23 protein-coding genes are annotated in these 24,898 nt (G+C 50.7%); 10 read left to right on the top strand and 13 right to left on the bottom strand.

Going from position 1 to position 24,898, the window contains the following annotated elements:
* Positions 1-2 precede the first annotated feature (2 nt).
* A complete protein-coding gene (locus tag MN202_RS00665) occupies positions 3-935 on the bottom strand; it encodes a universal stress protein (protein WP_335734153.1) in 933 nt (310 codons plus the stop codon).
* 164 nt (positions 936-1,099) lie between these two features.
* Positions 1,100-1,657 (bottom strand): ECF-type sigma factor, encoded by a 558-nt coding sequence (locus MN202_RS00660; protein WP_335734152.1) that lies wholly within the window; start codon positions 1,655-1,657, stop codon positions 1,100-1,102.
* A gap of 128 nt (positions 1,658-1,785) precedes the next feature.
* Here MN202_RS00660 and MN202_RS00655 point away from each other — a divergent pair, with 128 nt between their 5' ends.
* Positions 1,786-4,245: a serine/threonine-protein kinase gene (locus MN202_RS00655; protein ID WP_335734151.1), complete on the top strand. Its 2,460-nt coding sequence runs from the start codon at positions 1,786-1,788 to the stop codon at positions 4,243-4,245.
* 92 nt (positions 4,246-4,337) lie between these two features.
* Entirely contained in the window at positions 4,338-5,390 is a 1,053-nt protein-coding gene (locus tag MN202_RS00650) for an aldo/keto reductase (RefSeq protein ID WP_335734150.1), read from the top strand.
* 35 nt (positions 5,391-5,425) lie between these two features.
* On the opposite strand, the gene dinF is transcribed toward MN202_RS00650, so the two are convergent.
* The 6 genes from dinF to MN202_RS00620 all read right to left on the bottom strand — a co-directional run bounded on the left by dinF (position 5,426) and on the right by MN202_RS00620 (position 10,450).
* Positions 5,426-6,757 (bottom strand): MATE family efflux transporter DinF, encoded by a 1,332-nt coding sequence (gene dinF / locus MN202_RS00645; RefSeq protein ID WP_335734149.1) that lies wholly within the window; start codon positions 6,755-6,757, stop codon positions 5,426-5,428.
* A 5-nt stretch (positions 6,758-6,762) separates the two neighbouring features.
* A complete protein-coding gene (locus MN202_RS00640; RefSeq protein ID WP_335734148.1) occupies positions 6,763-7,479 on the bottom strand; it encodes a helix-turn-helix domain-containing protein in 717 nt (238 codons plus the stop codon).
* 170 nt (positions 7,480-7,649) lie between these two features.
* Entirely contained in the window at positions 7,650-8,447 is a 798-nt protein-coding gene (locus MN202_RS00635; protein WP_335734147.1) for a PhzF family phenazine biosynthesis protein, read from the bottom strand.
* A 147-nt stretch (positions 8,448-8,594) separates the two neighbouring features.
* Complete coding sequence (locus MN202_RS00630) at positions 8,595-8,747, bottom strand: hypothetical protein (protein WP_335734146.1); 153 nt, start codon at positions 8,745-8,747, stop codon at positions 8,595-8,597.
* Positions 8,748-8,922: 175 nt separating this feature from the next.
* The gene (locus MN202_RS00625; protein ID WP_335734145.1) at positions 8,923-9,216 is read right to left on the bottom strand and encodes a hypothetical protein; all 294 of its coding nucleotides are present in this window, start codon (positions 9,214-9,216) and stop codon (positions 8,923-8,925) included.
* Positions 9,217-9,553: 337 nt separating this feature from the next.
* Complete coding sequence (locus MN202_RS00620; protein ID WP_335734144.1) at positions 9,554-10,450, bottom strand: LysR family transcriptional regulator; 897 nt, start codon at positions 10,448-10,450, stop codon at positions 9,554-9,556.
* Positions 10,451-10,567: 117 nt separating this feature from the next.
* Between MN202_RS00620 and MN202_RS00615 the strand changes: the two genes are divergently transcribed.
* Positions 10,568-11,206 carry an NAD(P)-dependent oxidoreductase gene (locus MN202_RS00615; protein WP_335734143.1) on the top strand — a complete coding sequence of 213 codons (639 nt, stop codon included), beginning with the start codon at positions 10,568-10,570 and terminating at the stop codon, positions 11,204-11,206.
* Positions 11,207-11,226: 20 nt separating this feature from the next.
* Here the strand turns inward: MN202_RS00615 and MN202_RS00610 are convergent, their stop codons facing one another.
* A complete protein-coding gene (locus MN202_RS00610) occupies positions 11,227-11,577 on the bottom strand; it encodes a hypothetical protein (RefSeq protein ID WP_335734142.1) in 351 nt (116 codons plus the stop codon).
* A gap of 359 nt (positions 11,578-11,936) precedes the next feature.
* Positions 11,937-12,389 (bottom strand): PA2169 family four-helix-bundle protein, encoded by a 453-nt coding sequence (locus MN202_RS00605; RefSeq protein WP_335734141.1) that lies wholly within the window; start codon positions 12,387-12,389, stop codon positions 11,937-11,939.
* 387 nt (positions 12,390-12,776) lie between these two features.
* Here MN202_RS00605 and cueR point away from each other — a divergent pair, with 387 nt between their 5' ends.
* Both cueR and MN202_RS00595 read left to right on the top strand, forming a co-directional pair.
* Entirely contained in the window at positions 12,777-13,178 is a 402-nt protein-coding gene (gene cueR / locus MN202_RS00600; protein WP_335734140.1) for a Cu(I)-responsive transcriptional regulator, read from the top strand.
* 2 nt (positions 13,179-13,180) lie between these two features.
* Complete coding sequence (locus tag MN202_RS00595; RefSeq protein ID WP_335734139.1) at positions 13,181-15,427, top strand: heavy metal translocating P-type ATPase; 2,247 nt, start codon at positions 13,181-13,183, stop codon at positions 15,425-15,427.
* 24 nt (positions 15,428-15,451) lie between these two features.
* Here the strand turns inward: MN202_RS00595 and MN202_RS00590 are convergent, their stop codons facing one another.
* Positions 15,452-16,387 carry a sodium-dependent bicarbonate transport family permease gene (locus MN202_RS00590; protein ID WP_335734138.1) on the bottom strand — a complete coding sequence of 312 codons (936 nt, stop codon included), beginning with the start codon at positions 16,385-16,387 and terminating at the stop codon, positions 15,452-15,454.
* A 129-nt stretch (positions 16,388-16,516) separates the two neighbouring features.
* On the opposite strand from MN202_RS00590, the gene MN202_RS00585 reads away from it, so the two are divergent.
* A complete protein-coding gene (locus tag MN202_RS00585; RefSeq protein WP_335734137.1) occupies positions 16,517-17,449 on the top strand; it encodes a LysR family transcriptional regulator in 933 nt (310 codons plus the stop codon).
* 40 nt (positions 17,450-17,489) lie between these two features.
* On the opposite strand, the gene MN202_RS00580 is transcribed toward MN202_RS00585, so the two are convergent.
* Positions 17,490-19,328, bottom strand: a complete 1,839-nt coding sequence (locus tag MN202_RS00580) for a M1 family metallopeptidase (RefSeq protein ID WP_335734136.1) — start codon at positions 19,326-19,328, stop codon at positions 17,490-17,492.
* 136 nt (positions 19,329-19,464) lie between these two features.
* Between MN202_RS00580 and MN202_RS00575 the strand changes: the two genes are divergently transcribed.
* The 3 genes from MN202_RS00575 (at position 19,465) to MN202_RS00565 (ending at position 23,289) form a co-directional block, all read left to right on the top strand.
* The gene (locus MN202_RS00575) at positions 19,465-20,202 is read left to right on the top strand and encodes an SIMPL domain-containing protein (RefSeq protein ID WP_335734135.1); all 738 of its coding nucleotides are present in this window, start codon (positions 19,465-19,467) and stop codon (positions 20,200-20,202) included.
* A gap of 87 nt (positions 20,203-20,289) precedes the next feature.
* The gene (locus MN202_RS00570; RefSeq protein WP_335734134.1) at positions 20,290-21,957 is read left to right on the top strand and encodes a M28 family metallopeptidase; all 1,668 of its coding nucleotides are present in this window, start codon (positions 20,290-20,292) and stop codon (positions 21,955-21,957) included.
* Positions 21,958-22,038: 81 nt separating this feature from the next.
* The gene (locus MN202_RS00565; RefSeq protein WP_335734133.1) at positions 22,039-23,289 is read left to right on the top strand and encodes a DUF2254 domain-containing protein; all 1,251 of its coding nucleotides are present in this window, start codon (positions 22,039-22,041) and stop codon (positions 23,287-23,289) included.
* Here MN202_RS00565 and MN202_RS00560 read toward each other — a convergent pair.
* A complete protein-coding gene (locus MN202_RS00560; protein WP_335734132.1) occupies positions 23,286-23,834 on the bottom strand; it encodes a TetR/AcrR family transcriptional regulator in 549 nt (182 codons plus the stop codon). The genes MN202_RS00565 and MN202_RS00560 overlap by 4 nt on opposite strands.
* A gap of 166 nt (positions 23,835-24,000) precedes the next feature.
* Here MN202_RS00560 and MN202_RS00555 point away from each other — a divergent pair, with 166 nt between their 5' ends.
* Positions 24,001-24,873 (top strand): DMT family transporter, encoded by an 873-nt coding sequence (locus MN202_RS00555; RefSeq protein ID WP_335734131.1) that lies wholly within the window; start codon positions 24,001-24,003, stop codon positions 24,871-24,873.
* Positions 24,874-24,898: the final 25 nt, after the last annotated feature.

Here is a 24,898-nt window from a genome sequence, read left to right as displayed (position 1 = left end):
AATTACAGCAGTCGCGACGGTGCGGCTTGCTGTAATAACGGTTTAACAATCAATACGTCGCAGGGTGTATGTTGGCACAGGTAGTGCGCGGTATCCCCCAAAACTGCCGACAGCATGTTCGACATGTGACTATTGCCTATAATGGCCAGCTGGCTGTGTAGCTCAGTGGCGGTGCGGGGAATTTCATCGTCAGGTAAGCCTTCACTCAGATGCAGGCATGTTGCCGGTAGTTGGTGCTGCTGCAGGTAGGGCATTAGCTTTTGCTGGTGCTCAGCCGCAATATCAGGCAAGGGTAAAAAGCCCTGTTGTTGGTTATATGGCAGGCTCATGCTGTAGTTATCATTGCAATAGCAATTAATAATGTGTAACTGGTCGCTGACATTGCCAACCAGCTCGGTGCCTATGTCCAGTATGGCTTCATTTATCAGCTGATGGTCGTCAGCAACATGGTCGATGTTAAGACAAGCCAGAATGTTCATTTCCTGCTCGGCATAACCGGGTTTAACCAGCCAGACCGGCAAATGGCAGTCGCTGATTAAGTAGTGTTCCAGGCCGACGGGGAGCGCAGAGAGCAAACCGCGCTGACGCTGTTGTAGTTTAATTACCATACTAATATTGCTATGGCTTAATAAGCGTGCCAGTGCGGGCTTTTCTGCTTCGCGCCAGGAGATAATAATATCAAACTCAATATCTTCTTTGGTAAGGCTACGGATTTGCTGGCAAATACTGTGCTGCTGTTGTTTAACAAATAATGCCAGATCATCGTCCGCTTGTTGTTTATCAAAGTGCCGGCTATGTAGTTGCCGGTAAAAAGACTTAAACACCGTAAGTTGACTGTTGTGCTGCTTTGCCAGCAAAATCGCTCTGGACAGTGCCTGAACGTCGTCCGGTGCATCTTGTTGTATTACCAGTAAATGTTTAAATGCCTGTTTCATAACGTGGTCCGAAAATGAGTTTATATGCAAAGGCCGCATGGGCCGGTAGCAGGTATAAAGCAAAATAGACCTGGTATTAGTAATAAGCGGGAAGTACGGCAAAAAACGACAACTGCAGAGAAAAAAATTTGTCGGCTGAGTGAAAAGAAAACCGGCAAACCGTTTTACAGAGATTGATACAACCAGGCTTTAGCCAATTTGCTGCCACGTTCGATAGTTTTACCTGACACGCCATACAGCTGAGCAATTTGACTGGTGGTTAAACCGGCAAAAAACTGCAGCTCTAGTATCTGCGCTTTGTCCGGATCAAAGTCAGCTAATGCCAGCATGGCATTATGTAACGCAATAATATTAACCGGATCGGCAGTAACCTGCGCCTGCTCAGTCAGCGTAACCTGCTGGCTGCCGTCACCGCGTTTCGCTGTCAGGCGGGCCCGGGCATGATCTACCAGTATCCGCCGCATCATCGTGGCGGCCAGCCGATAAAAATGCAGCTGGTCCTGAAAACTGACGTTGCTGGTCATCAGGCTGATAAAGGCCTCGTTTACCAGCGCTGTTGGCTGCAAGGTATGGCCAGAGCGTTCTTTAAACATGTAACTGCCAGCCAATTGATGAAGTTTTTTATACACCAGCTGGCTTAGCTCTGTCAGGGCGCCGGCATCGCCTGCTTGCCAATCTGACAACAACACGGTGATATCCTGCCGTTCCGCTAAAGTAGACATAATATAAAATTCAACTAGGCTGTTAGTGACTTCAAAGTATAGCTGTATCAGTAGCACTGCGCACTTTTCGCACGTTGCAGTGTTTCTTCAAGTGCGTCATGACGATAAGCATACAGGGACAAAATGCCATGGATAAACAAACCTGGCAGCAGGCTGAGCAGATTTACTTTCAGGCCATTGAGTTACCCGAGCAGCAGCGCGCAGCCTTTATTGCCTCCAATTGCCAGCATAATGACGCGTTGGCTGGGCTGGTACAGCAATTGTTGAGTCAGCAAGGTGCTACCGTGCATATTCAGCAGTTATTAGCTGCCGGGGCTGCAGATGTGGTAAACCTGCAACAGGATCTTAGCGGCACAGCACTGGGGCCATACCGTTTGTTACATTTGTTGGGGCGCGGCGGCATGGGCGCGGTATATCTGGCAGAGCGGGCCGATCAGCAGTTTGAAAAACAGGTAGCAATTAAACTGATTAATACCACCTTGGTGCAACCTGAGTTATTGCATGCCTTTAAAACCGAGCGGCAGATCCTGGCTGATTTAGAGCACAGTTATATTTGCCGCTTACTTGATGGCGGAACCACAGCGCAGGGCTTGCCATATCTGGTGATGGAATATATTCAGGGCGAATCAATAGACCACTACTGCCATGCCCGGCAGTTGTCGGTTATCGCCAGATTGCAGCTGATGGTTAAAGTTGCCAGCGCAGTAGCGTATGCTCATCAGAATATGGTGGTGCATTGTGATTTAAAGCCGTCGAACATTCTTATTGCTGCGGGCGGCGAGCCGAAACTGCTCGATTTTGGCATTGCCCGCTTACTGGGCCGCGCAGCCGCAACAGATCCGGTGCAGCAATCACGCCGGCTGACACCGCACTATGCTGCGCCAGAATTAATTCAATCTGGCAGCGTCACTACATTAAGCGATGTCTACTCGCTGGCGGTGGTATTACAGCAGTTACTGGGCCAGCAGCAAACGACAGATCTGCAATGGATCCTGACACGGGCACTGCAGAGTCAACCGGCACAGCGTTATCATTCCGTTGCTGCCTTTGCCAGTGATCTAAAGCGTTATCTCGGGCGTTATCCGGTGTACGCCAGGCCGGATAGCTGGTGGTATCGCAGCCAGATGTTTGTCAGACGCAACCGGGCCAGTAGTGTGTTAGCTGGCCTGGGGTTGGTTGCAGTAGGGGGCTTTAGTCTGGTGCTCTGGTTGCAGTCTTTACAGGTAGCGCAGCAGCGCGATCAGGCCCGCATACAGCGCGATAAAGCGCAGGCCATCACAGCTTTTGTCACTGGTATGCTGGCTAGTGTTGACCCCTTTGTTGCGCAAGGCCAGGTGCCGACAGTGCAACAAATACTGGATCAGAGCAGCCAGAGCCTGCAACGCGGCAGCCGGCATGCGTTACTACAACAACCCGAGGTCGAAGCCGCTGTGCGACAAGTGATAGGACGCACATATTTTTCGCTGGGCGACCTGGCGTCAGCGCAGGGGCATCTTGAACAGGCTAAAGTTTTGGCAGAGCAGCATCAGTTTACCGACACCGAATTATATCTGTCGATTATTAGCACCTTGGCTGGTCTGTATAAAGATCGTTATCAAACCGCAGAAGTATTACGCCTGTCGTACCAGGCGCTTAGTCTGGCCGAGCAGCTATATGGTGTAGGTGACATTAAAACCCTGGGCGCGCTAAGTGATTTAGCCAGTGCTTATCATACCGCCGGAGAATTAGTAAAGGCTGAGCAAATGTGGCAGCGGCTATACCAGCAGCGGTTAACGCTGCTCGGCGATCAGCACCCTGATATAGTTAACTCACTGGTTAACCTCGGTATTATTAATCACTGGCTTGGGCGTTATCTGCAGGCAGAGCAGTACTACCAGCAGTGCCTGGATAAAGCCATTGAGCTATTGACAGAAATGCATCCAACAACACTGCAATGTATGAGTACGTTAGGTTCAGTTTATGAAGTCAGCGGCCGCTACGCAGAAGCCGAGCCTGTGATCCTGCGCCATATTGCATTAGCGCAGCAGGTATTGGGGGCAAAGCACCCTGATACGCTGCGCTCAAAGCACAATCTGGCCGACACTTACCGTGGTCTGGGGCGTTTAGCTGACGCTGAAGCCTTGTTTCGCCAGGTCCTGGCTCAGCGCAGGGTGGTATTGGGGCACGACAATATTGAAACACTACAAAGCCAAATGAAACTGGCACGGGTGCTGTTATTGCAACAGCAAACAGCCGAAGCGCAGCCATTGCTGATAGAAGCCTATACTAAAATGCAAAGCCAGCTAGGGGCCGATCATCCGTCAGCATTAACGGCCGGCCAGTTGCTGGCCGATGTTTATCTGACACAGCAAAATTATCAGTCAGCATTTACCCTGTATCTGCAAATCCTGCAGCAAAGAGAGCAGCGCCAGGGGCCGCATCCGGATTCTGTCGATACATTGGCAGCCTTGGCACAAGTGCACTTTCAGCTGCAAGAGCCAGACCAGGCACAGCAAAGGCTGCAGCAAGCCGAGCAGTTAGCGCAGCAGTTTCCACAGCATAACAGTAAGCGTTTGCAGAAGATTAAAACGTCACTGATGCAGCAATAACATGGCTGTAGTGCAGCTTAAAGCTGTCACGGACGTTGAGGCTTGGTATGATGCTGACTTACGCCAACTTATAACATAGCTAAAGGAAAGCAATGCAATTTTCTCAACTTGGTAGCAGTGGCTTAGCGGTATCACGGGTATGTTTGGGCACTATGACCTGGGGCTGTCAGAATACTCAGGCCGATGCCGATGCGCAGCTTAATTATGCGCTGGCGCAGGGCGTTAATTTTATCGATACCGCCGAGATGTATGCTATACCACCGACGGCGGATACCTACGGCGCTACCGAAGGTATTATCGGTAACTGGTTAAACCGCAATCGTAGCCAGCGCAGCAATATTGTACTGGCAACAAAAATGGCTGGCAGTGGTCTGGCTTATATCCGCGGCGGTGGCGATATGACACCGGCAACCTTGCTGCAAGCGGTGGATGATTCTTTAGTTCGGCTGCAAACCGATTATATCGACCTTTACCAATTGCACTGGCCTAACCGGGTTTCACCACACTTTGGTAAACATCACCCTGGCCGCATGGCGTTTTCAAATGTTGATGCTGCAGAATACATTGAACAAATGCTGGGCTTGTTGCAGGCGCTGGACAGCTGCGTAAAAGCCGGCAAAATCCGCTTTTGCGGCCTGTCTAATGAAACACCCTGGGGTATAAGCCAGTATTTGCAGTTAAGCCGGCAGCACAAGGTGCCGCGCATGGTGTCTATTCAAAATGAATTTAGTCTGCTGCATACCAAAGACTGGCCCTATTTAATTGAGCAATGCGTGCATGAAAATATGGCCTATTTGCCCTGGTCCCCGTTGGCCACCGGCGCTCTGGCTGGCAAATACCTTGGCGGCGCCCGGCCAGCCGGTACACGCTGGAGTATGCTACAGCGCCATGGTTTGTTTCGTGATACGCCGCAGTCAAATCAGGCTGTTGCGGCCTTTGTTGAACTGGCTGCTGCGCATGGGGTAGCACCGGCTCAATTGGCACTGGCCTGGGTTAATCAGGTCGACGGTGTCAGCTCTACCATTATCGGCGCCACCAGTATGGCGCAACTGCAGCAAAATATTGCGGCTTTTTCACTGCAGCTAACCCCGGCGATGCTGGATGACATTGGCCAGTTTTTGCAGCAGTTTCCGGCACCGTTTTAAGCAAAAATGTACCGGCCGAGTCAAAGCCGTGCAGATTAATTGAACAACACTGCCGCTGTACGTCGCAGCGGCCAGGCCAGGCTAAGGCCTCTAAGCAGCATAAAAATACACAGCGCCAGCCACAACGCATGGTTAGCCAGATTGTCAGTGATGGCATAACACAGCGCAAAGCCAGCGAATGACAATAACATGCTGTTACGCATGGCCCGCGCCTGGGTAGCGCCAATGTAAATGCCGTCGAGCAGATAGCTCCAAACCGACAGCAGGGGGAGGGCAATAAGCCAGGGCAAGTAAACGGCTGCTGTTTGCTGTACTTCGCTAATAGAGGTAAGTAAGCCAATCAGCGCCGGGCCGCCAAGCCAAAACAGCAGGCTGAATAAAAGCCCTAGCACCAAGCCCCACTGCGCCAGTATCGCAAACAGCTGTTTTAATTCTCGCTGATCTTTGGCACCAACGGCCTTACCGGTAATGGCTTCAGCGGCATAAGCAAAGCCATCCAGCGCATACGACACCAGCATCAGGAAGCTAAGTAAAACAGCATTGGCGGCCACCACCGTATCGCCAAAGCCGGCGCCGCGAAAGGCGATAAACACAAATACCAATTGCAGGCACAGGCTGCGGATAAAAATATCGCGATTAAGTGCAAACAGCCGGCCATAGCCGCTAAGTTGCTGCAGCATTAACCGACATAACGGGCCAAGTTGCTGGCGCTGCCACAGCCGCCGCGCCAGCACTATACCCAGTAGCAAAGTACTGTAGTCAGCTATCACTGATGCTGCTGCGACACCGGCGACTTTCCAGCCAAACCCCAGCACAAAGACAATGTCCAGCACGATATTCAGGCTCTGGCTCATCAGCAGCAGCCACATTGGGTAACGGGCATTATGCAGGCCTAAAAACCAGCCCAGTAACACCATATTTAGCAGCGCGGCCGGTGCGCTCCAAATGCGGATCTGAAAATAAATGCCGGCTTGCTGCAGCACCGCGTTACTGGCATCACTAAACAGAGATACTAGTGGCATTACAAACGGATGCAGCAGTAACAACAGTGCGGCTAGCAGCAAGGCAACCAGGCCGCCCTGCAACAGGCTGTTGCGGATAGCCACAGTATTGTTTGCACCAAACGCCTGCGCTGTCAGGCCGGTGGTGCTCATCCGCAAAAAGCCAAGCAGCAAAAACAGCAGGCTGATAAGGCTGCTACCCAGCGCTACACCGCCCAAGTACCAGGGGTGTTCAAGGTGCCCCACCACGGCGGTGTCGACCAGTGACAGCAGCGGTATTGTCAGGTTAGAGGCAATCATCGGCAGGGCAATTAACAGCAGCTGCCGTTGCTTAAGGCCATTGGCTTTGGGCATGTTATAAATCAAACGCGTTACCACTTTCTACCGATATAAAAACAACTTAAGCCGCCGATAATAAACATGGCGCCTAATGCAACGAAAATATAATGCGGGGTAGGATTGGGATAGCTTTTTTCTTGTGTGCGATAAAACCGTCTTTTGCCACCGTCAAGGTCGGTATCATAAAATGCGCCACGATCGTAGTTCCAACTGATTTGTTGATAATCCAGACGCGAAAACAGTTGGTGTTCAGCCAGTTTTATTCGCTCTGGCTCACTGCGCATTTTGGCTTCAAACCCACGATAGCCCGGCATTTCGATAAACAAAGTGAGGGGTTCATTTTCTTTGATCAGGCCCTTAGATTCATAAAAATATGCCAGGTAAAAGCCGTCTTTCATGACGACACCGGCTGAGAATATCAGGCTGCCCAACATAGCCATCACCAGGCCTGCTATCAGCCATTTTCTTCTGTTAGCGCTGTCAGCTCTTTTACTGGTAACAATAAACTCGCGCACCATCACAATGTCTTTAAGTTTCTCAAGTTCAGTACTTGTTACCTGTTCACTAATTTGCTTAATGCTGAACTGATACACTTGCATCAGCCGGTCAAAAATCTCCGCCGAAGGTACGGCTTTGTCGTTTTCCAGCTTTGACAGGTAAGATTGCTCTATTGCTATCTTGGTAGCCGCTTCGGGTTGCGTCCAGCCTGCACTTTCCCGCTGTGTTTTTAAATATTCACCAAATTTCATCCTATTCTCCTCATTGCTGTAATCAGCACAATATGTTGAATTAACAGCTAAATTCTTGAGTATTCCAGTTAGGAAAGCGAGGTGAATAATAAGTGATATTAATGAATATGCCAAAATATCGATTAATTAGGGACGCACCCTTTTACCCGTCCCCGTGTTTAAGTTGTTACTCAGGCAACTTTCATTTTGCCCTGCAGCACTGTAACAGCCTGGCCTGATAATTTAACGGCACTGCTGGTTAAAAACTCAACATCAACAAAACCACCACGGCGTGAGCATTGAAATGCTGTCATCCGGGTTTTGTTTAGCTTTTCTGCCCAGTACACTGCCAACGCACAATGCGCCGAGCCGGTTACCGGATCTTCATTCACGCCCACCCAGGGCGCAAAATAGCGCGATACCACATCGACCTTTGCCGCTTTAGCGCTTACCAGCACGCCACGGCCGGCAAGCTTAACCATGCCGCTAAAATCCGGCTTAAGCTGCATCAGCTGTTCTTCACTATCAATCACGATAAGTTGCTTGGTATCAAAGCTGGCATAATCGACGATATGCTCTGGCGCTATGCCGAGCAGGCGCAGCAGTTCGGGGTTAATCTCGGCTGTCATATTCAGCTCAGGCGCCGGCAGGGTGATATGAATACAATGGCTATCTAATTCTGCAGTTAACACCCCGGATAAGGTATGAAAAGCAATGCTGTCACCGCGGCTATAATGGCCCAACTGCTGCAGTATATGCGCTGTTGCTAAGGTGCCGTGGCCGCACAAACGTACTTCTACCTCCGGTGTAAACCAGCGTAACTGCATGCTATCCAGTGCCAAAAAAGCTGTTTCAGACACTGCCATTTCAGCGGCAATCGCCAACATCATGTTCTCGTCAAGGCCATGTTCAGTAATACAGACCCCGGCGGGGTTGCCCTTAAACACTTGATTGGTAAAGGCGTCAACCTGATAAATATTTACGTCCATCAATGCTTCCTGATTGAGAGTGGTCCAGGCCCAAGTTGCAGGGCTATGGCTACTGCAGGGTATAGATTGGCCCGGTGTCGCTTATTGTACCTGCAAGGCTGGTCAAAATAAGCCGGCTGGTTTTTTTTGCCGACAGGCATGGCTTTGTTATCCAGATTTGAAATCGTTACTTAATACATTGAGTTCTTTTAGTTTGCTCTCAAGGTTGTCCAATTTTTTCATTGTTATGATGGCGAAAGAAAAACCTGCAATTCCCATCGACATTCCTATTATCCCAAATACAAAGCCTAAATCCTGCATAATTTCCTTCCTTTTTATTGGTGAATAATGCTGATAGTTAAAATCCAAGCATTCTTGGTAATGTCACGTTCTAATCAGCGTAAAATGACGAGTGTCAGCGAATTATTTTTCCACTGCTGTAGTTTGTCATCATCAGAATGATTAGGGTTTAAAAAATGCAAAACAGGTAACTTTGTTAATCCTGCTTTAGTTTAATTCTTTTTAAAAATAGTTTTACGAGTGAATAGGCCGAAGCACAAGTTGCAAAAAGCAAAATAATAATTACAAATGAATACCCACCTAAGTTTCCATGGACACCCTGAATGTTTGTGGCGGCAAGTAATAAACCCATACCGGATAAAGGCATGCAAACTAACCCAGTAATACCACTGTAAAATGCAACTTTCTCATTTGTACTTGAGTAACTTCGAAAGTAGTAAATGGCACAGACATTTATAAAAACTATCAGGCAAAGTATTGTCTGGATCATGTCTAACTTCCTTATTTGGACAGCTGTGGTGAAATTTAATTTTGCTGACACTCTATTATTGAACATGCTCGATTTTTCATCTGCCAAATCAAGTATGCATTATATCTGGCTAGCATTGCGTTATATTTCGGCGTCGCCAATTTGTAATCAGATAATTTATAGTGTGTAATCATGGTGTGCAATTGTTATGTGTAAAATGTTTGCATCACGTTTGACCTGCAATAGCCGATATTTCCGCTAACGCTGTATCTAACAGCACAAAACACTGCTGTTACTAAAGGCAATAAGTAGCAAAGTCAGAGCTAACCTCTTGCTCTGCCATGTTGCAAGCCGTTGTTTAAATCTGCTGCTGATACTGCTGCAAAAAATCGACAAAAGCGGTTACCCGTGCCGGGCGGAAGCGCCCCGGGGGATACACCGCATAGATACCGCCGCTGCTTAACGACCAGTCTGGCAACACCCTTATCAAAGTGCCTTGCTGCACAAGGTGCTGCGCGCTGTAATCGGGCAGTACGCCAAGGCCGGCGCCAGCCAGCATTAGCGCGGTAATGGTTTGTGTAGAGCTGCTTTTATAGGCGGCAGTCAACTGTACTTCAACTTGCTGTGTATCCTGCTGAAGTTGCCAGGTCAGGGGCTGGCGTAGTGCGGTAAAGGCGATAAATTCGTGCTGGCGTAGCTGCGAAGGGGTAGTGGGAGTGCCAGCTTGTTGCAGGTAAGCCGGCGCGGCCAGCAACCATTGCTCAAAGTCAGCCAGTTTACGTGCTGTCTGGCTGGAGTCTCGCAGCCAGCCAATACGTATTGATAAGTCGATGTTTTCTTTTACTGCGTCCTTTACCTGATCACTACTGCGAAACTCAAATTCCAGCGCCGGGTGGCGACGGCGAAACGCCACGGCTGCCGGTACCAGTTGGCGGTTGCTGTAATCTTCCGGCGCACTGACAACCAGTTTGCCCTGCAGCACTTTGTCGCCGCTTTGCACGCTTTGCAGTGCCTGCTGTAACTGCTCCAGCAGTGGTATACAGTTTTGCAGCAGTTGCTCGCCGGCACGGGTTAAGCTGAGCTGGCGCGTGGTGCGGCGAAACAGGGCTGTGCCAAGCTGTTGCTCCAGCGCTTTTAACTGCAGGCTTAGTGTGGTTTTACTGCAGCCAAGCTGCTCGGCCGCGGCGGTAAAGCTGCCAGCCTGCTGTAAACGCTGCACCAGTTGTAAGCTATTCAAATCGGGTTGGTTTGGCATGATTGTTTTAATTTATTAAACAGTGATTTTTATATTAGGTTATTTTTCATTGCTAATCGAGCCACGATAATGCCTGCACATTCATTGTTCAAACCGCAATTTTGTGAGGTAAATAGTATGGAATTAGTTATTTTAGGTGCGTCTGGCTTTATTGGTTCGGCCATTACGGCTGAGGCATTAAGCCGTGGGCATCAGGTCACCGCCGTGGTAAGCCGGCCTGAGCGTATTGTGGCGCAAGCGGGCTTAACCGTAGTGGGGCTGGATATTAACGATACCGCAGCATTAACTGAGCTGTTAAGTAATAAAGCGGTTGTGATCAGTGCTTTTAGCGGCCATGCCCAGCAGGATGTAAAAGGCTATTATGTCGCGGCTTTTAACTCTGTGTACAAGGCGGCAGTGGCGGCTAACACACCACGTTTACTGGTGGTAGGCGGTGCGGCAACATTAAAACTGCCCGATGGCAGCCGCTTGCTCGATAGCCCGGGCTTTCCGGCAGAATACCGCGCTACTGCCGAAGGCGCCGCTGCAGTACTGCAGCAACTACGTGAGCAAAGCGCGCTTAGCTGGAGCTTTTTATCACCGGCAGCGGAGATTTTCCCTGGCGATAAAACAGGGCAGTACCGGTTGGGGCTTGATCATCTATTAACTGACAGCGAAGGCAAAAGCCGTATTTCTACCGGCGATTATGCCGTTGCGATGCTTAATGAAGCCGAGCAACCGCAGCATCAGAACAAGCGCTTTAGCCTCGCTTACTAAAATGTATGGGGCAGTAGGATTTAACCGGTAGCGGCCGCCTGCAAAGCGGCGCTGCGTTCTGCTTCGGTGAGCATCCCCACCAGCACAGTGCGCCGGCGTAATTTACTCATGCGCTCGCCAGTATCGAGCAGGGCGGCTAAAAACAGCTCGGGTTGGTCGATACAATCTAAAATACTGTGCCAGTGAATATAACCGCTGTGTCTTATTTGACCGGCCTGATAACGACGTTCCAGTGTTTGGCGTACATCAGCTATACGCCACGGCTCGGCCAGCAGTTTATCGGCCATGGCACGGTGTAATTGCAATATGTGCTTGTCAGTGGCCGCAGTTGATTTGCTGACACTGCGCTGGCGTATTGGGGGGAGTGTCATAGTGCGTTATCTTACATGGCGCAGTCGTTGTTTGAACAGTTATGGCGTTTGGCCGCCCAGTAAGCATAGACTTCTTTTGCCAGCCAATAAAAAGGCGGCAAGCGCAACAGCGCTACCAACCAGCTATGTCCGGCAAGCTGCCAATAGTGCAAGGTTGACGGTGGCGTTCAATACGGATTTTATCGGCCGCCTTGCTAGCTGCGCCTGAGCAATATCGTGGTCGTTTTGGTTTAACGTTATGGCCGCTAACACTACCCGGGATAGGGTTGCAGTAACACAATATTGCTGCATGACGCAGGTGGGATAATACCAAAAACGGCCACAGCGGCCGATTTTGGTTGTGTCGTTAAAGCAGAGGTTTAGTGGCGGGTTGACTGTTTTAGTGCCCGCATTTCATCATGACACTCTTGCATGGTCGCCAGCGACTGCAGCAACGCTGCTTCATATTGCGGCCGCTGGTTCTCAGTCAGCGCTGATCTTATCTCCTCCAGCGTTTTGTCTTCCACTTCTTCCAGCTGGCTGATATAGGTATGGGCTTTGTCAGATGACACTGCACCTATTACTTTGGTGTATACCTTTCTGGCTTCTACCGACAGTGCTGAACCTTCTTCGCGTTTACCGTCGTCTTGCACGGCAAAAGGTTGCAACTGCTCTTTCACCAGGCGGCGTGCGTTGAGCATGCGGTCAAAAAACTGCTCCAGCTGCTTGTCATCGACCTTGTCTTTTGCATCGCGGTAAAAATCAATGCCGCTATTTAATACCTGAATAATATCAGATACATGTTTCATTTCAGGGGTATTTAAATTTGCCATAATTTGGGTTCTCCGTGTTGAAAAGTTATCGGTGATAATTTATCAGCACGCGCCACCGGTAATACCACCGTATGACGGTACACCTAAGGTAGCTGCAGTTTGCACGCCAGATAGCACAGCGCATGTAAAACAGCTGGTTATTTTTATTTAACTCATTGAATACTATATTTTTGTTTGTTTCTGGTTTAGTGTGTTTAGCTTTGCGCCATGTTGTCATTGTCTGGCTGGCTCTGCATTAACTTCACAATCTGATTAACATGTCGGTAATTTTTACCAGCAACAACAAATAAACACAGCCGTCATTTTAATCTAAGCACGGTTGGCGCTTGACCTTGCCATGCGGGTAAGGTTCATACTGCTGTTATTGCGATATAGCAGGAGACAGTAATGAATATTGGTCAGGCAGCCGCGGCAAGTGGTCTAAGCGCAAAAATGATCCGTCATTATGAGCAAAGTGGGCTGATACAGCCAACCTCGCGCAGCGATGCCGGCTACCGGCGATATCAGAGCAAAGATATTGAAATACTTAAGTTTATCCGCCGTGCTCGTTTGCTCGGCTTTCCATTGGCCGATATCGCCGGCCTGTTGGCGCTGTGGCAAAACCCCAAGCGTTCCAACACTGCGGTAAAGCAAGTGGCGCAGCATCATCTGCAACAAGTTGAACTGAAACTGCAGGAGCTACAGGCGATGAAACATACACTTCAACAAACCATAGCGCAATGTGCCGGCGACGGTGGCGCAGACTGTGCCATTTTGCAGCACTTAACAGACGATAGCACAAAGGCCTGATTATGAACCACATAACCCTTAGTATCAGTGGCATGCACTGCGGCTCATGCGTTGGTAAAGTAGAGAAAATCTTACAGGCCGTGCCGGGTGTAAGCGTGGCAACCGTTAACCTGGCAACAGAGCAGGCACAGGTTGAGGGCAGCGCCGCGACGGCAGAGTTGTTGGCTGCACTGCAGCGCGGCGGTTATCAGGCGCAGGCATTAACAGCAAAAACCGATAACCAGGCAGTAATACAACATAAAGCAGCCGAAAAACAAACAGAGCAAGCGCTGTTACTGCGCGATTTATGGCTGGCAGCCGGGTTAACTTTGCCAGTGTTTATATTGGAAATGGGCGCCCATCTTATTCCAGCGTTTCACCATTGGTTAATGGCTAATTTGGGTCAAAGCCTGAACTGGCAACTTCAGGCGCTGCTAACCACGTTGGTGTTGCTGGGGCCAGGCAGACGTTTTATTACAACCGGTATTCCGCTGCTGTTAAAAGGCCAACCTGAGATGAATTCGTTGGTGGCACTGGGCACCTTATCGGCCTGGGGCTTTTCGCTGTTAGCTACCTTTATACCGCAGCTGCTACCGCAAGGCACAGCGCAAGTGTATTTTGAAGCTGCCGCAGTCATTGTTACGCTGATTTTACTCGGGCGCTATCTGGAAGCGCGTGCCAAAGGCCAAACCGGCGCGGCGATACAGCAATTATTAAGTTTGCAGCCGGCGACGGCAACACTGTTAAAAGATGGTGTGCAGCTTAAGGTTGCGCTGGCGGAAATAATGCCCGGCGATCTGTTATTAGTGCGGGCAGGTGAACGTATTGCACTGGATGCCAGGGTAGAGCAGGGCGAGTCCTATATCGATGAGTCGATGCTAAGTGGCGAGCCGCTGGCCAAAGCGAAAAAACCTGGCGATGCGGTGTATGCCGGTACGGTAAATAAGCAAGGCGTGCTGCAGGTACGTGTTAGTAAAGCCGCCGGTGATACCGTTCTGGCACAAATAATTGCCCTGGTGCAACAAGCGCAAAGCGACAAATTACCTATACAGTCACTGGTTGATAAAGTCACCGCCATTTTTGTGCCACTGGTTATGTTGCTGGCGGGTATTACCTTTGCTATTTGGTTGCTTTGGGGACCTGAGCCGGCACTTAGTCTGGCACTGGTCAATGCGGTTGCTGTGCTGATTATTGCCTGCCCCTGCGCTATGGGCCTGGCTACCCCGACGTCTATAATGGTGGGTACCGGTCGTGCGGCGCAGCTTGGGATCTTGTTTCGCCAGGGCAGGGCACTGCAAACGCTGCGCGATTGTAAAGTGATAGCGCTGGATAAAACCGGCACTCTGACCGAGGGAAAGCCGCATCTGACCGACATCTTGCTATTGCAATCCGGCCTGAACGAGCAAGAACTGCTGGCACTGGCTGCGGCACTGGAGCAACAATCCGAGCATCCGCTGGCTGAAGCTTTAGTGGCTGCCGCCGCGCAGCAGCAATTGACAATGCCAGAGGTAAGCGACGTTAAAGTACACAGTGGTATGGGGCTAAGCGGCACGGTTAATGGCCAACAGCTTGCTATTGGTGCCGGGCGTTTTATGCGGCAGCTAAAGTTGGACGTATCTGCGCAGCATGCTCAGGCTGAGGCGCTGGCCAAAAGTGGTAAAACCGTGTTGTATCTGGCGCTGGATAATAAGCTTGCTGCCATGCTGGCGGTAGCCGACACGCTAAAAGCCGGCTCGCTGGATGCGATAGCGTTGATGCATCAACTGGGTTTAAAAGTAGCAATGGTAAGCGGCGATAATCGCCATACCGCCAATGCGATTGCCAAACAGTTGCAAATTGATACCGTGGTGGCCGAAGTGTTGCCGCAAGGCAAGGTTGCGGCGGTAAAGCAGCTGCGCGCTGAGTTTGGTGCCGTGGCCTTTGTCGGCGACGGTATTAACGATGCGCCGGTGCTGGCAGAGGCTGATATTGGCCTGGCGGTGGGTAACGGCACCGACATCGCCATTGAGGCAGCCGATGTGGTGTTAATGCACGCTGATATTAGGGCGGTAGTGCATGCCATAGCGCTTAGCAAAGCCACCCTGGATAACATCCGCCAGAATTTGTTCTGGGCCTTTGGCTATAACGCGCTGCTATTACCGGTTGCGGCCGGGGTGTTGTACCCGGCCTTTGGCATATTGTTATCACCTATGCTGGCCGCTGGTGCTATGGCGTTATCCAGTGTGTTTGTGGTCACAAACGCGCTGCGGCTGCGCGGCTTAGCGCCGTAGTTCGCCCGCTTTAACCAGCCTGTTTTAAGGTGTCAGTGCCATAATCCAGCTTAAATACAATGGCACACCGAACAGCACGTTAAGCGGGAAGGTAATACCCAGTGCAGCTAACAGGGCCAATCCAATGTCAGCATCCGGTATCGCAGCCCGGATAGCCGCAGGGGCGGCGATATAGGAGGCGCTAGCCATTAATGTTGCCAGTACCAGTATGCTGCCACTGCTAAGACCGAGCAGAAAACCCAGCGCTATGCCGAACCAGGCCAGGATCAGAGGAGTGATCAGGGCAAACAGCATCAGCCGCCATTGTTTAAAGGGCAGTGGCGAGCACACTTTGGCAGTACACAGGCCCATTTCCAGTAAAAACAGCGCTAACAGAGTACTAAAGCCGCCCATTAACACTGGTGTAATGCCGGATAAGCCTGCAGGGCCATACAACCAGCCAATCAGCAAGCCCCCGCCGAGCAGCAACACGCCACGGCTGGTTAAAGCTTCATGCAGGATAGCCAAAGAGCTGGCTTTACTGCCATTAACATAGCGGTATAACCACAACATGGTGACAATGGCCGGTAATTCCAGCAGCACCAGATACAGTGTGGTTTGTGGTGCCATCGGCAGCTCTTGCTGTATTGCCAGCGCCATTACCACCGCAAAGGTACCGGCGCTGACCGAGCCGTAATGCGCTGCCACACTGGCGGCGTTGGCGCTGCTTAGCCGAACAACTTTACGCAGCAGCGGATATAGCAATAACGGCAAGGCTACGCCGGTGGCAGCAATCAGGCCAAGCTCAGGCAGTATTGGCGCCAGAGGCACACCATGCAGCGCCATACCGCCTTTTAAGCCCAGGGTTAGCATCAGTAAAATTGACAGGGTTTCGTATATTGGCAGCGGGACTTTTAAATCTGACTTTACCAGCCCGGCCAGCAGCCCCAGGGCGAAAAACGCTATTACAACATCAGGCATTGCAGCTCTCCGTGAATTAAAACCGGCGCAGTGTGCCGAATAAAATTCTTATTGCCTAATTAATAATATAAGTGTTTTATATAGATTATTATCTATGGGTGTTGGCTGAAGCTTACTAAAAGAGGCGCAATGGACGTACGGCAACTGAGTTTTCGCCTGTTGCAGGTGTATATCAGGGTAGTGCAGCTGGGCAGTATTTCCGCCGCAGCACGGGCGTTGCATTTAACCCAGCCGACGGTATCGCTGCAGCTGAAAAAACTGTCTGATGTATTAAACGAGCCGTTACTGCACAGCCACGCCGGTGCTCTGCAGCCTACCGCAGCCGGCCAGGCGTTGTATCAGGCGGCCTGTGATGTGCTTAGCCGGTTTGATGATTTAGGTAGTGAAATCAGCGAGCTGCACGCCGGGCGACGCGGCAGCCTAAGCATAGCGGTGGTGAATACTGCGCAGTATTTAATGCCGCGCATACTGGCACCATTTTACCGCCGTTTTCCGCAAATTGAAGTGACCTTACATATTGGCAACCGGGCACATATTTTAAGCCGCTTTGAACAGCAACAAGATGATATTTACCTGTTTAGCCACCCGCCGGGGGGCGAGCATGTAGTGGCGACGCCGATAGTAAAAAACCCGCTGCAGCTGATTGCACCTTTAGATCATTGGGCGGTAGAACAACAGCCGCTTAGCTTTAACCAGCTGAAACAAGAACGGTTTTTGCTGCGTGAACCCGGCAGTGCCACCAGAATGATGTTTGAAGCCTGGCTTAGCAGCCAGGGCATACAACTTAGCCACAGCATGCAAATTGAAAGTAATGAAGCGATACGGCTTAGCGTTGCGGCAGGATTGGGACTGGCGCTGATCTCCGGCCATACCCTGCTGGAAGGGCGGGAAAAACTGGCGGTGCTGAACGTGGCAGGCTTTCCGCTAAACAGCCATTGGTATCTGGTACGTAATGCCGATAAACGCTTATCTTATGCTGCAGAGTCGCTAACCGGCTTTATTGCCGCCCACTTGCCAGACTGTATCGAGCCGGAATGGTTGTTAGACAAGGTTACACTGTAACTGCGCTGCCGCCGGTTAAGACGACAGCGCTGTTTAGCTGTTATTTTAACAGGTCATCCACTGAGCCCTGCGCCAGCGGGTGGTAGCCGGGGCGGGCTTTCTGGTACACGGCACGGGCAAAGGCCAGGCCTTCTGGCGTGCTGGCCAGCTGTTTGTACAGCGGGATAATCAGCTTACGCCGGCCGATATTAATCAGATATTGTTCCAGCGCGGCAGCAATGTCCTGATAACCGGTTTTGAGTGCCAGTAAATACCAGGCATGGGCAATTTCGCTGTTGCTCGATTGTGTCAGGCTAAAGGTGCTGTCCAGCTCGGCCAGTTGCTGTGGTGTAATCGTCAGCGGCAGATTATTAATAAAATACAGCCATTCGTGTACCGTCCAGTTGGCTGTTGGCAGGCTGCTTAATGCACTGGTGCCGGCCAGCCAGCTGGCGGCATGCTGCTGCACTTTATCAAACGCATCCGATTGTGGCTGTGGCGTGGTAGCAGGCAAACCCGGTTGATAAATCCAGCTGTTCGCTTCATCCAGTGACACTATACCGGGGTATTTTTGCAGTAAGTGGGTGTTTAAGTATTTTACAAAGCGCGCGGTATCCAGGCTTTGAAAGGCATGATCGTCAAAGTACTGCCGTACAAAGGGGTCGAATTTATCGCGGCCAAACTTTTGCTCCAGGTACATTAAAAACAGCTGGCCTTTGGTGTAAGGCACACCGCTAAAAGCGTCATCCGGATCGCGGCCCTGTAAATCGATGTGCAAAATACTGTCGGCAGGCGCTAATTCTGTCAGCTCATCTTTTAAACCCTGCACAGATAAAGCTTGCTCCATTACGGCGCGATCGGTACCGAATACCTGCTCCATAATGCGGTTTTCGACATAAGAGGTAAAACCTTCATTCAGCCACAGATCGCGCCAGCTGGCATTAGTTACCAGATTGCCGGACCAGGAGTGCGCCAGCTCGTGGGCAATTAAATTTACCAGGCTGCCATCTCCGGCCACTACAGTGGGCGTAATAAAGCTCAGCACCGGGTTTTCCATCCCACCAAACGGAAAGCTCGGCGGTAAAATCAGCAAGTCATAACGGCCCCAGCGATAGTCGCCGTACAGCTGCTCGGTGGCATCGATCATCGCCTGAGTACTGGCAAATTCTTCTGCCGAAGCCTGCAAAATATATGGCTCAGCATAGACACCGGTTTGCTCGCTCATGGCTTTAAATTGTAAATCACCGGCGGCAATGGCAATTAAATAAGCCGGAATAGCCTTGGGCATAACAAACTGATAATCGCCGTCGCGGCTCATGCCAAGTTCATTATTGGCGCTCATAATAGCCAGAACATCGTCGCGGGTTTGAATACGGGCGCTGTAGGTCATGCGCACTGCCGGTGTGTCCTGAATCGGGATCCAGCTGCGGGCATGAATGGCCTGATTCTGGCTGAACATAAAGGGCGTGGTTTTACCGGCGGTTTGCTGTGGCGTTAACCACTGCAGACCAGAGGCTTTATCGGTAGAGCTGTAATAAATGCGCAGCGTCTGTGCCTGAAATGATGGGCTTATGGTTAGCTTGCTGCCGAGCACCGCATCACGCTGCCCCAGACTAAACGGCACTTTTTGCCAGTTACCGTCGGCCCTTTTGGCGTAAATGCGCTCGATAACCAGATCGCGGGTGTCCAGATATACCGTATTGTCGCTGCTGTTTAGCCAGTTTAGTTGTAAATCGGCAAAGCCGGTTAAGGCTTTTTGCTCAAAGTTAACGGCTAAATCCAGATGCAGGTGTTTTACTGTTACCGCATCAAAGTTGGCATAAGTGTAGGCGTCGGAAGCGGCAAAAGCATAGCTGCTGCAGAGCAAAGCAGTGCCAAGAGTAAGCAGGCGTGCAGACATGTTGTTTCCTTAAAAGCGAATGAAAGCAGAGTGTAAGGGCAAACTCAGGCCAAATACAACTCTACAAATAATGACAACTTAACGGCAGCAGTTTTGCTGTAATAGACATTAAATCCTGTTCAATAACGAGGTGTTTATGAAGTTAACTATTTTAGCCACGGCTTTAACCACTGCTTTAAGCCTGGGCCTGAGCGGCGCTGCACAGGCCAGCCCGTTACCGGATTTTCCGTTTATTAGCGTCAGCGGTGAAGCCAGGCTGGAGGTGGCACCCGACAAAGCACGTATTCAGTTTGTGATCCGTCACACTGCAGCGAAAGCCGATGCGGCTACACAAGCTGTGTACAAGCAGGGCCGCGATTTAATGCAGTTTCTGGCGGCACAAGGGGTGACAGAAGCGGATATCGATGCGGCGCAAATTAATAAAGAAGCGCTGTATAAAGACTACAACGACAGAACCATTACCGGCTACGAAACGAGCCAGCCGATCACGGTAACGTTGAACCAGCTGGCCAACTATGTGGCAGTAATGGATTACCTGTTTAAACAACCGCATATTTTCTCTATTCACGGCAGTTTTGATAGCAGCCAGCGCGAACAGCTTGAATTAAAGCTGAGCCAGCAGGCTGGTGCCGATGCCCGTCGTCGTGCCGATCAACTGGCTGGTGCACAGGGTGTAAAAATTTCCTCGGTATTTGCCATTACTGAAGCGGGTGGCTGGGGCCAGTTGGCTGGCGATTTTGGCTTTAGCGGTGGCGCGGTAAGCTTTAGTACTATGCGTAAGCCTGAAATGGCTGACAGTAGCGCCAACCTGGTGTTACCTCGGCATATTACGTTGCAAAAATCGGTCAATGTGATTTACAAAATTAAACCCTGATCCGGGTTGTTTGTCTCAATACTGTCGTGTCAGCGCCGTGAATGGGCTAAGGTAAGTGTTTATCTTAGCGGTATTTAAGGAAATCTGATGACACTGCAGTTCACCCCTTTGTTGCTAGCTGCGGCTAGCGCCAGCCTGTTACTGCTGTCGTGTTCCAACCAAAACACGACAGCACCGCCAGAGCAATCCTTGTTGCAAACCAGTTTTAATGCCAATTTCGCCGGTTATTTTCAGAAAATTGCTTCAGACGACATGCAAGGCCGCGCCCCAGCAACCAAAGGTGAAGAAAACACGGTGCAGTATCTGGAGCAGCAGTTTTCCCGCCTTGGGTTAACCCCGTACAGCGCTGACAGCTATCGTCAGAGCGTACCTGTGGTGCAAATCGACCCGGTAAAGGTATCGGCTTTAACGCTAACCGATAATAATGGTGGCAATACCAGCTTGAGCTATAAAACCGATATGATGGCCTGGTCTACCCGTATGCTGGGGCAAATTGATGTCGCCGGCAGTGACGTGGTGTTTGTCGGCTATGGCATAGTGGCGCCGGAATATAACTGGAATGACTACGCCGGTTTGGATGTAACAGGCAAAACCGTGGTAATGCTGGTTAATGACCCCGGTTATGCCACTCAGGATCCGACATTGTTTACCGGCAATGCTATGACGTACTACGGCCGCTGGACTTACAAATACGAAGAAGCCGCCCGCCAGGGCGCTGCTATGGCGCTGATTGTGCACGAAACCGATGCCGCCAGTTATGGCTGGAATGTGGTAGCGGGCACCTCGCCAATTCGGTTTGAGCTGGCGAACGACAACAAAAACCTGCACAAAGCCCCGGTAGAAGGCTGGTTGTCGCTCGACGCGGCGGAAAAGCTGTTTGCCGCCAATGGCACCTCACTGCAGCAATTGCGTCAGCAGGCACTGAGCAAAGCGTTTAAGCCGGTACCACTTAACGCTAAAGCCAGTTTAAGCATTAGCAATAATTTGCGAGAGCTTAACTCCAGCAATGTTATTGGTTATATCGAAGGCAGCGAAAAGCCCGACGAAGCCATTATTTATATGGCGCATTGGGATCATTTCGGTCTGGACTTTAGCCGCCCTGATGACAAAGTGTTTAACGGTGCCCAAGACAACGCCGGTGGCGTTGCTGCCTTACTCGCGTTGGCTGAGCAGTTTAAAGCTGGTCCGCCACCTAAACGCTCGGTAGCATTTTTAGCGGTAACGGTAGAAGAACGTGGCCTGTTGGGTTCGGCCTGGTATGCCAGTAACCCTTTATTTGCGTTAAATAAAACAGTTGCCGGGATCAATATGGACGTGATTAACGTCTATGGTCCTATGCGTGATGTGATGGTGTTTGGCTATGGCAGCTCTGAGCTGGAGCCTATCCTGGAAAAATACGCCCGAGCGCAAAACCGCTATATAGCGCCTGAGCCTACGCCGCAGGACGGTTTTTACTACCGCTCTGATCACTTTAACCTGGCCAAAAAAGGCGTGCCTATGTTGTACGCCCGTGGCGGGGTAGACAGTTTTATCCATGGTAAAGACTGGGGCCTGGAGCAGCGACGCCTATATGTGCGCGATTACTACCACAAAGTAAATGACGAATTTGATGCCAATTGGGATTTACGCGGTGCCCAGCAGGATTTACACCTGTATTACCAGGTAGGGCAAGAGTTAGCCAACAGCGACAGCTGGCCAAACTGGTATCAGGGCAAAGAGTTCCGTGCCGTGCGGGATGCATCTTTAGCGCAGTAGCTGAGCTAATTGCACCCGCAGCAAACAGGCCTGCGGGTGTCGGTTTTTAACAGGCATTGCCTGGATACTAAGGGCTGAATAATGGTATCAAAATGGGGTTGGCAGTTATTGCAGTTAAGCCGCAAGCTGTGGGTGCGTACGGTAGCGTTTGCCGTGCTGGCCTTGCTATCGGCACTGGTTGCTGTGCTGTTGCAAGACCTGATCCCGCCAGCATTGGCTGACATTATTGGCGCTGGCGCTGCGGAAAAAATCCTCACTATTTTGGCCTCCAGTATGCTGGCGGTGACCACCTTTTCACTTAGCATTATGATTGCCGCCTTTAGTGCCTCTACTAATAGTGTATCGCCGCGGGCTACACGTCTGCTAATGGAAGACAGCACAACGCATAATGCGCTGGCTACCTTTGTCGGTTCGTTTTTATACAGTATTGTCAGCATTATATTGCTGAACACCCAGCTGTATAACGAGCGTGGCGAAGTGGTGTTGTTTTTAACCACTATCGTCGTGACTACGCTGATTGTTATTACCATCCTGGTATGGATTAACCATTTATCCGGCCTGGGCCGGGTTGGCGAAACGGCTAACCGGGTAGAAGACAAAGCCTATGCTGCGCTAATCGCAACGGTTAAACAGCCCTGGCTTGGTGCCAACCCGTTGCATTCATTGGCCGATGTGCCAACGCGGGCTAAAGCCTTTTTAACCCAAACCATAGGCTATATTCAGCATGTTGATGTAAAAGCGCTCAATAGCTGGGCTGAAGCAAATGACTGCAGAATATTTATCGTTGTCCGTGCCGGTGTCTTTATTGATCCGAGCCGGCCATTGTTGTGGATAGACGGCGAGCTGCCAGACAATACTGACAGCTTAAACAAGGCGTTTAGCATTGATGATTTTCGTAGCTTCGATCAGGACCCGCGCTTTGGCTTACTGGTATTGGCAGAGATTGCCTCTAAAGCGTTATCGCCAGCGGTAAATGACCCGGGAACTGCGATAGAAATTATTGGCCGCGGTATGCGTGTGCTGAGTAACTGGCAAATGCCTGAACCGTCTGAAGCGGCAATCAATTATCCAAAGGTATGGCAATTGGGGCTTGAACTGACCGATTTATTCGATGATTTTTTTACGCCGATAGCGCGTGATGGTGCCACGCTGGTCGAGATCCATATCCGCTTGCAAAAAAGCTTTATAGCCCTGGCAAAAATTAATACTCAGCTACGGTTACAGGCTCGGCGTCATTCTGAAGCGGCACTGCAGAGGGCCGAACAGGCACTAAGCAATGCCAGTGATCTTGCCCGGCTTAAAGCTTTACACCGTAAGTTGATGGACGCTTAATGCCATAAATTAACCGCTGCGCCAAGTGCCAGTTTACGCTGCAATAATTGCAGGCTGCATTGTTGCTGTGCAGTAGTGTCATTTAGCCAGCAAATAAACACTGCAACAAACATTGTGCTCAGTGCCAGTTCCTGGCCAATACGTGCCACACCGCTGGCCTGTAAATGCGACGCTTCGCGCAGCCATTGTACGGTGCGGCTAATGCGCAAAATACCGCCTAACTGCAAATGAATATGGCCCGGTTCCAGTTTATATAACAACATCTGGCCGCTAAGCTTGCGGTATGGCGCAAGCGCTGCCAGCCAGTGCTGTATTGCCTGTTTTAGCCTGGCGCTGGCCGGTAATTCTGTACTTATGTGCGTGCTTAGCAGTGCCAAATCGGCGCGGTCAAACCAGGCATCAACTAACTCATCTTTAGTGCGGTAATGGCAGTAAATATCAGCCAGGCTGATCTGCATCGTGCTGGCAAGTTGCTGCAGCGTCAGCTGCTCCCAGCCGGTTTTCGCGGCCAGTTGCAGTGCGGTATCGAGAATTTGCTGTTGCATTGGCGCTCCCTGGTTTGTGCAGGCTTTAAGTATAGATAGCTCCGGGTAAACCGCTGGCAATACATATTTATATGGCGGCGCTGCAGCAAAAAAATAACTTAGGCTACTGCCGTTTTACGCTTACAGGGCGCTACAATAGCGCCCTGTCTAATCTGGTGTTTTTTCAATGTCTGCTGCTGTATCTAATGTTGATAACCCGCTGCGCGGAATTTTGTGCATGCTTGTTGCTGTGGCGCTGTTTGCTGCGATGGATGCGGCAATGAAATCGCTGACGCCTTATTACAGCGCCATGCAAATAGCCTGCTTGCGCGGGGCTTTGGCCTGGCCGTTAGTGGTGGTGTGGCTGGTTAGTAGCGGGCGGCATAAAACCCTGTTAAAAACCCGCTGGCGCCTGCATATGTTGCGGGCTGTACTGGGTGTTGTCATGTTGTGGGCCTTTGTGTTTAGCCTGCAAACACTGGCGCTGGCCGAAGCCTATAGTATCTTTTTTACCGCGCCGCTGTTAATTACTGCTATGTCGGCATTCTGGCTAAAAGAATATGTTGCGCCCAGGCACTGGATCGCCATAGCTATTGGTCTTGTCAGCGTGTTGTTTATGCTAAAGCCGGATGGCGACAAATTAATTAGCTTTGGTGCGTTAATGGCGCTGCTGGCGGCATTTTGCTATGCGGTGTCAGCCGTTACGGTACGTATTCTCGGCCGTACCGAAGGCACCGGCAATATGGTGTTCTGGTTAATGACGCTGTTATCACTCGGTGCCGGCATCTTAGCCTGGCCCGACTGGCAGCCGCTGACCAGTGAGCTGTGGCTGAGTTTTGTTTTGCTTGGCGTTACCGGTTTCGGCGGACAAATTGCCATTACCCAGGCGTTTAAGGTGGCACCGGCGGCTTTGGTTGCGCCGTTTGAATATACCGCGCTGTTATGGGGTATAGGTTTTGATATTGTACTGTGGCAGCTGTACCCGGCGTTTTCAATGCTGGCCGGCGCGGCGGTAATAATGCTAAGCGGCCTTTATCTGCTGTGGCAGCACCGTCGCTGATCTGCTGCTACTGCAGTAAAAGCGT

The sequence above is a fragment of the Rheinheimera muenzenbergensis genome (assembly GCF_036984005.1).
GTDB classification, from domain to species: Bacteria; Pseudomonadota; Gammaproteobacteria; order Enterobacterales; family Alteromonadaceae; genus Alishewanella; species Alishewanella muenzenbergensis.
This window is presented reverse-complemented; position numbering and strand designations above follow the sequence as displayed.

Bases quoted from the DNA above. Each gene is read 5' to 3' on its own strand.
- MN202_RS00665 (WP_335734153.1), bottom strand. From the start codon at position 935: ATGAAACAGGCATTTAAACATTTACTGGTAATACAACAAGATGCACCG.
- MN202_RS00660 (WP_335734152.1), bottom strand. From the start codon at position 1,657: ATGTCTACTTTAGCGGAACGGCAGGATATCACCGTGTTGTTGTCAGAT.
- MN202_RS00655 (WP_335734151.1), top strand. From the start codon at position 1,786: ATGGATAAACAAACCTGGCAGCAGGCTGAGCAGATTTACTTTCAGGCC.
- MN202_RS00650 (WP_335734150.1), top strand. From the start codon at position 4,338: ATGCAATTTTCTCAACTTGGTAGCAGTGGCTTAGCGGTATCACGGGTA.
- MN202_RS00640 (WP_335734148.1), bottom strand. From the start codon at position 7,479: ATGAAATTTGGTGAATATTTAAAAACACAGCGGGAAAGTGCAGGCTGG.
- MN202_RS00635 (WP_335734147.1), bottom strand. From the start codon at position 8,447: ATGGACGTAAATATTTATCAGGTTGACGCCTTTACCAATCAAGTGTTT.
- MN202_RS00630 (WP_335734146.1), bottom strand. From the start codon at position 8,747: ATGCAGGATTTAGGCTTTGTATTTGGGATAATAGGAATGTCGATGGGA.
- MN202_RS00625 (WP_335734145.1), bottom strand. From the start codon at position 9,216: ATGATCCAGACAATACTTTGCCTGATAGTTTTTATAAATGTCTGTGCC.
- MN202_RS00620 (WP_335734144.1), bottom strand. From the start codon at position 10,450: ATGCCAAACCAACCCGATTTGAATAGCTTACAACTGGTGCAGCGTTTA.
- MN202_RS00615 (WP_335734143.1), top strand. From the start codon at position 10,568: ATGGAATTAGTTATTTTAGGTGCGTCTGGCTTTATTGGTTCGGCCATT.
- MN202_RS00610 (WP_335734142.1), bottom strand. From the start codon at position 11,577: ATGACACTCCCCCCAATACGCCAGCGCAGTGTCAGCAAATCAACTGCG.
- MN202_RS00605 (WP_335734141.1), bottom strand. From the start codon at position 12,389: ATGGCAAATTTAAATACCCCTGAAATGAAACATGTATCTGATATTATT.
- cueR (WP_335734140.1), top strand. From the start codon at position 12,777: ATGAATATTGGTCAGGCAGCCGCGGCAAGTGGTCTAAGCGCAAAAATG.
- MN202_RS00595 (WP_335734139.1), top strand. From the start codon at position 13,181: ATGAACCACATAACCCTTAGTATCAGTGGCATGCACTGCGGCTCATGC.
- MN202_RS00590 (WP_335734138.1), bottom strand. From the start codon at position 16,387: ATGCCTGATGTTGTAATAGCGTTTTTCGCCCTGGGGCTGCTGGCCGGG.
- MN202_RS00585 (WP_335734137.1), top strand. From the start codon at position 16,517: ATGGACGTACGGCAACTGAGTTTTCGCCTGTTGCAGGTGTATATCAGG.
- MN202_RS00580 (WP_335734136.1), bottom strand. From the start codon at position 19,328: ATGTCTGCACGCCTGCTTACTCTTGGCACTGCTTTGCTCTGCAGCAGC.
- MN202_RS00575 (WP_335734135.1), top strand. From the start codon at position 19,465: ATGAAGTTAACTATTTTAGCCACGGCTTTAACCACTGCTTTAAGCCTG.
- MN202_RS00570 (WP_335734134.1), top strand. From the start codon at position 20,290: ATGACACTGCAGTTCACCCCTTTGTTGCTAGCTGCGGCTAGCGCCAGC.
- MN202_RS00565 (WP_335734133.1), top strand. From the start codon at position 22,039: ATGGTATCAAAATGGGGTTGGCAGTTATTGCAGTTAAGCCGCAAGCTG.
- MN202_RS00560 (WP_335734132.1), bottom strand. From the start codon at position 23,834: ATGCAACAGCAAATTCTCGATACCGCACTGCAACTGGCCGCGAAAACC.
- MN202_RS00555 (WP_335734131.1), top strand. From the start codon at position 24,001: ATGTCTGCTGCTGTATCTAATGTTGATAACCCGCTGCGCGGAATTTTG.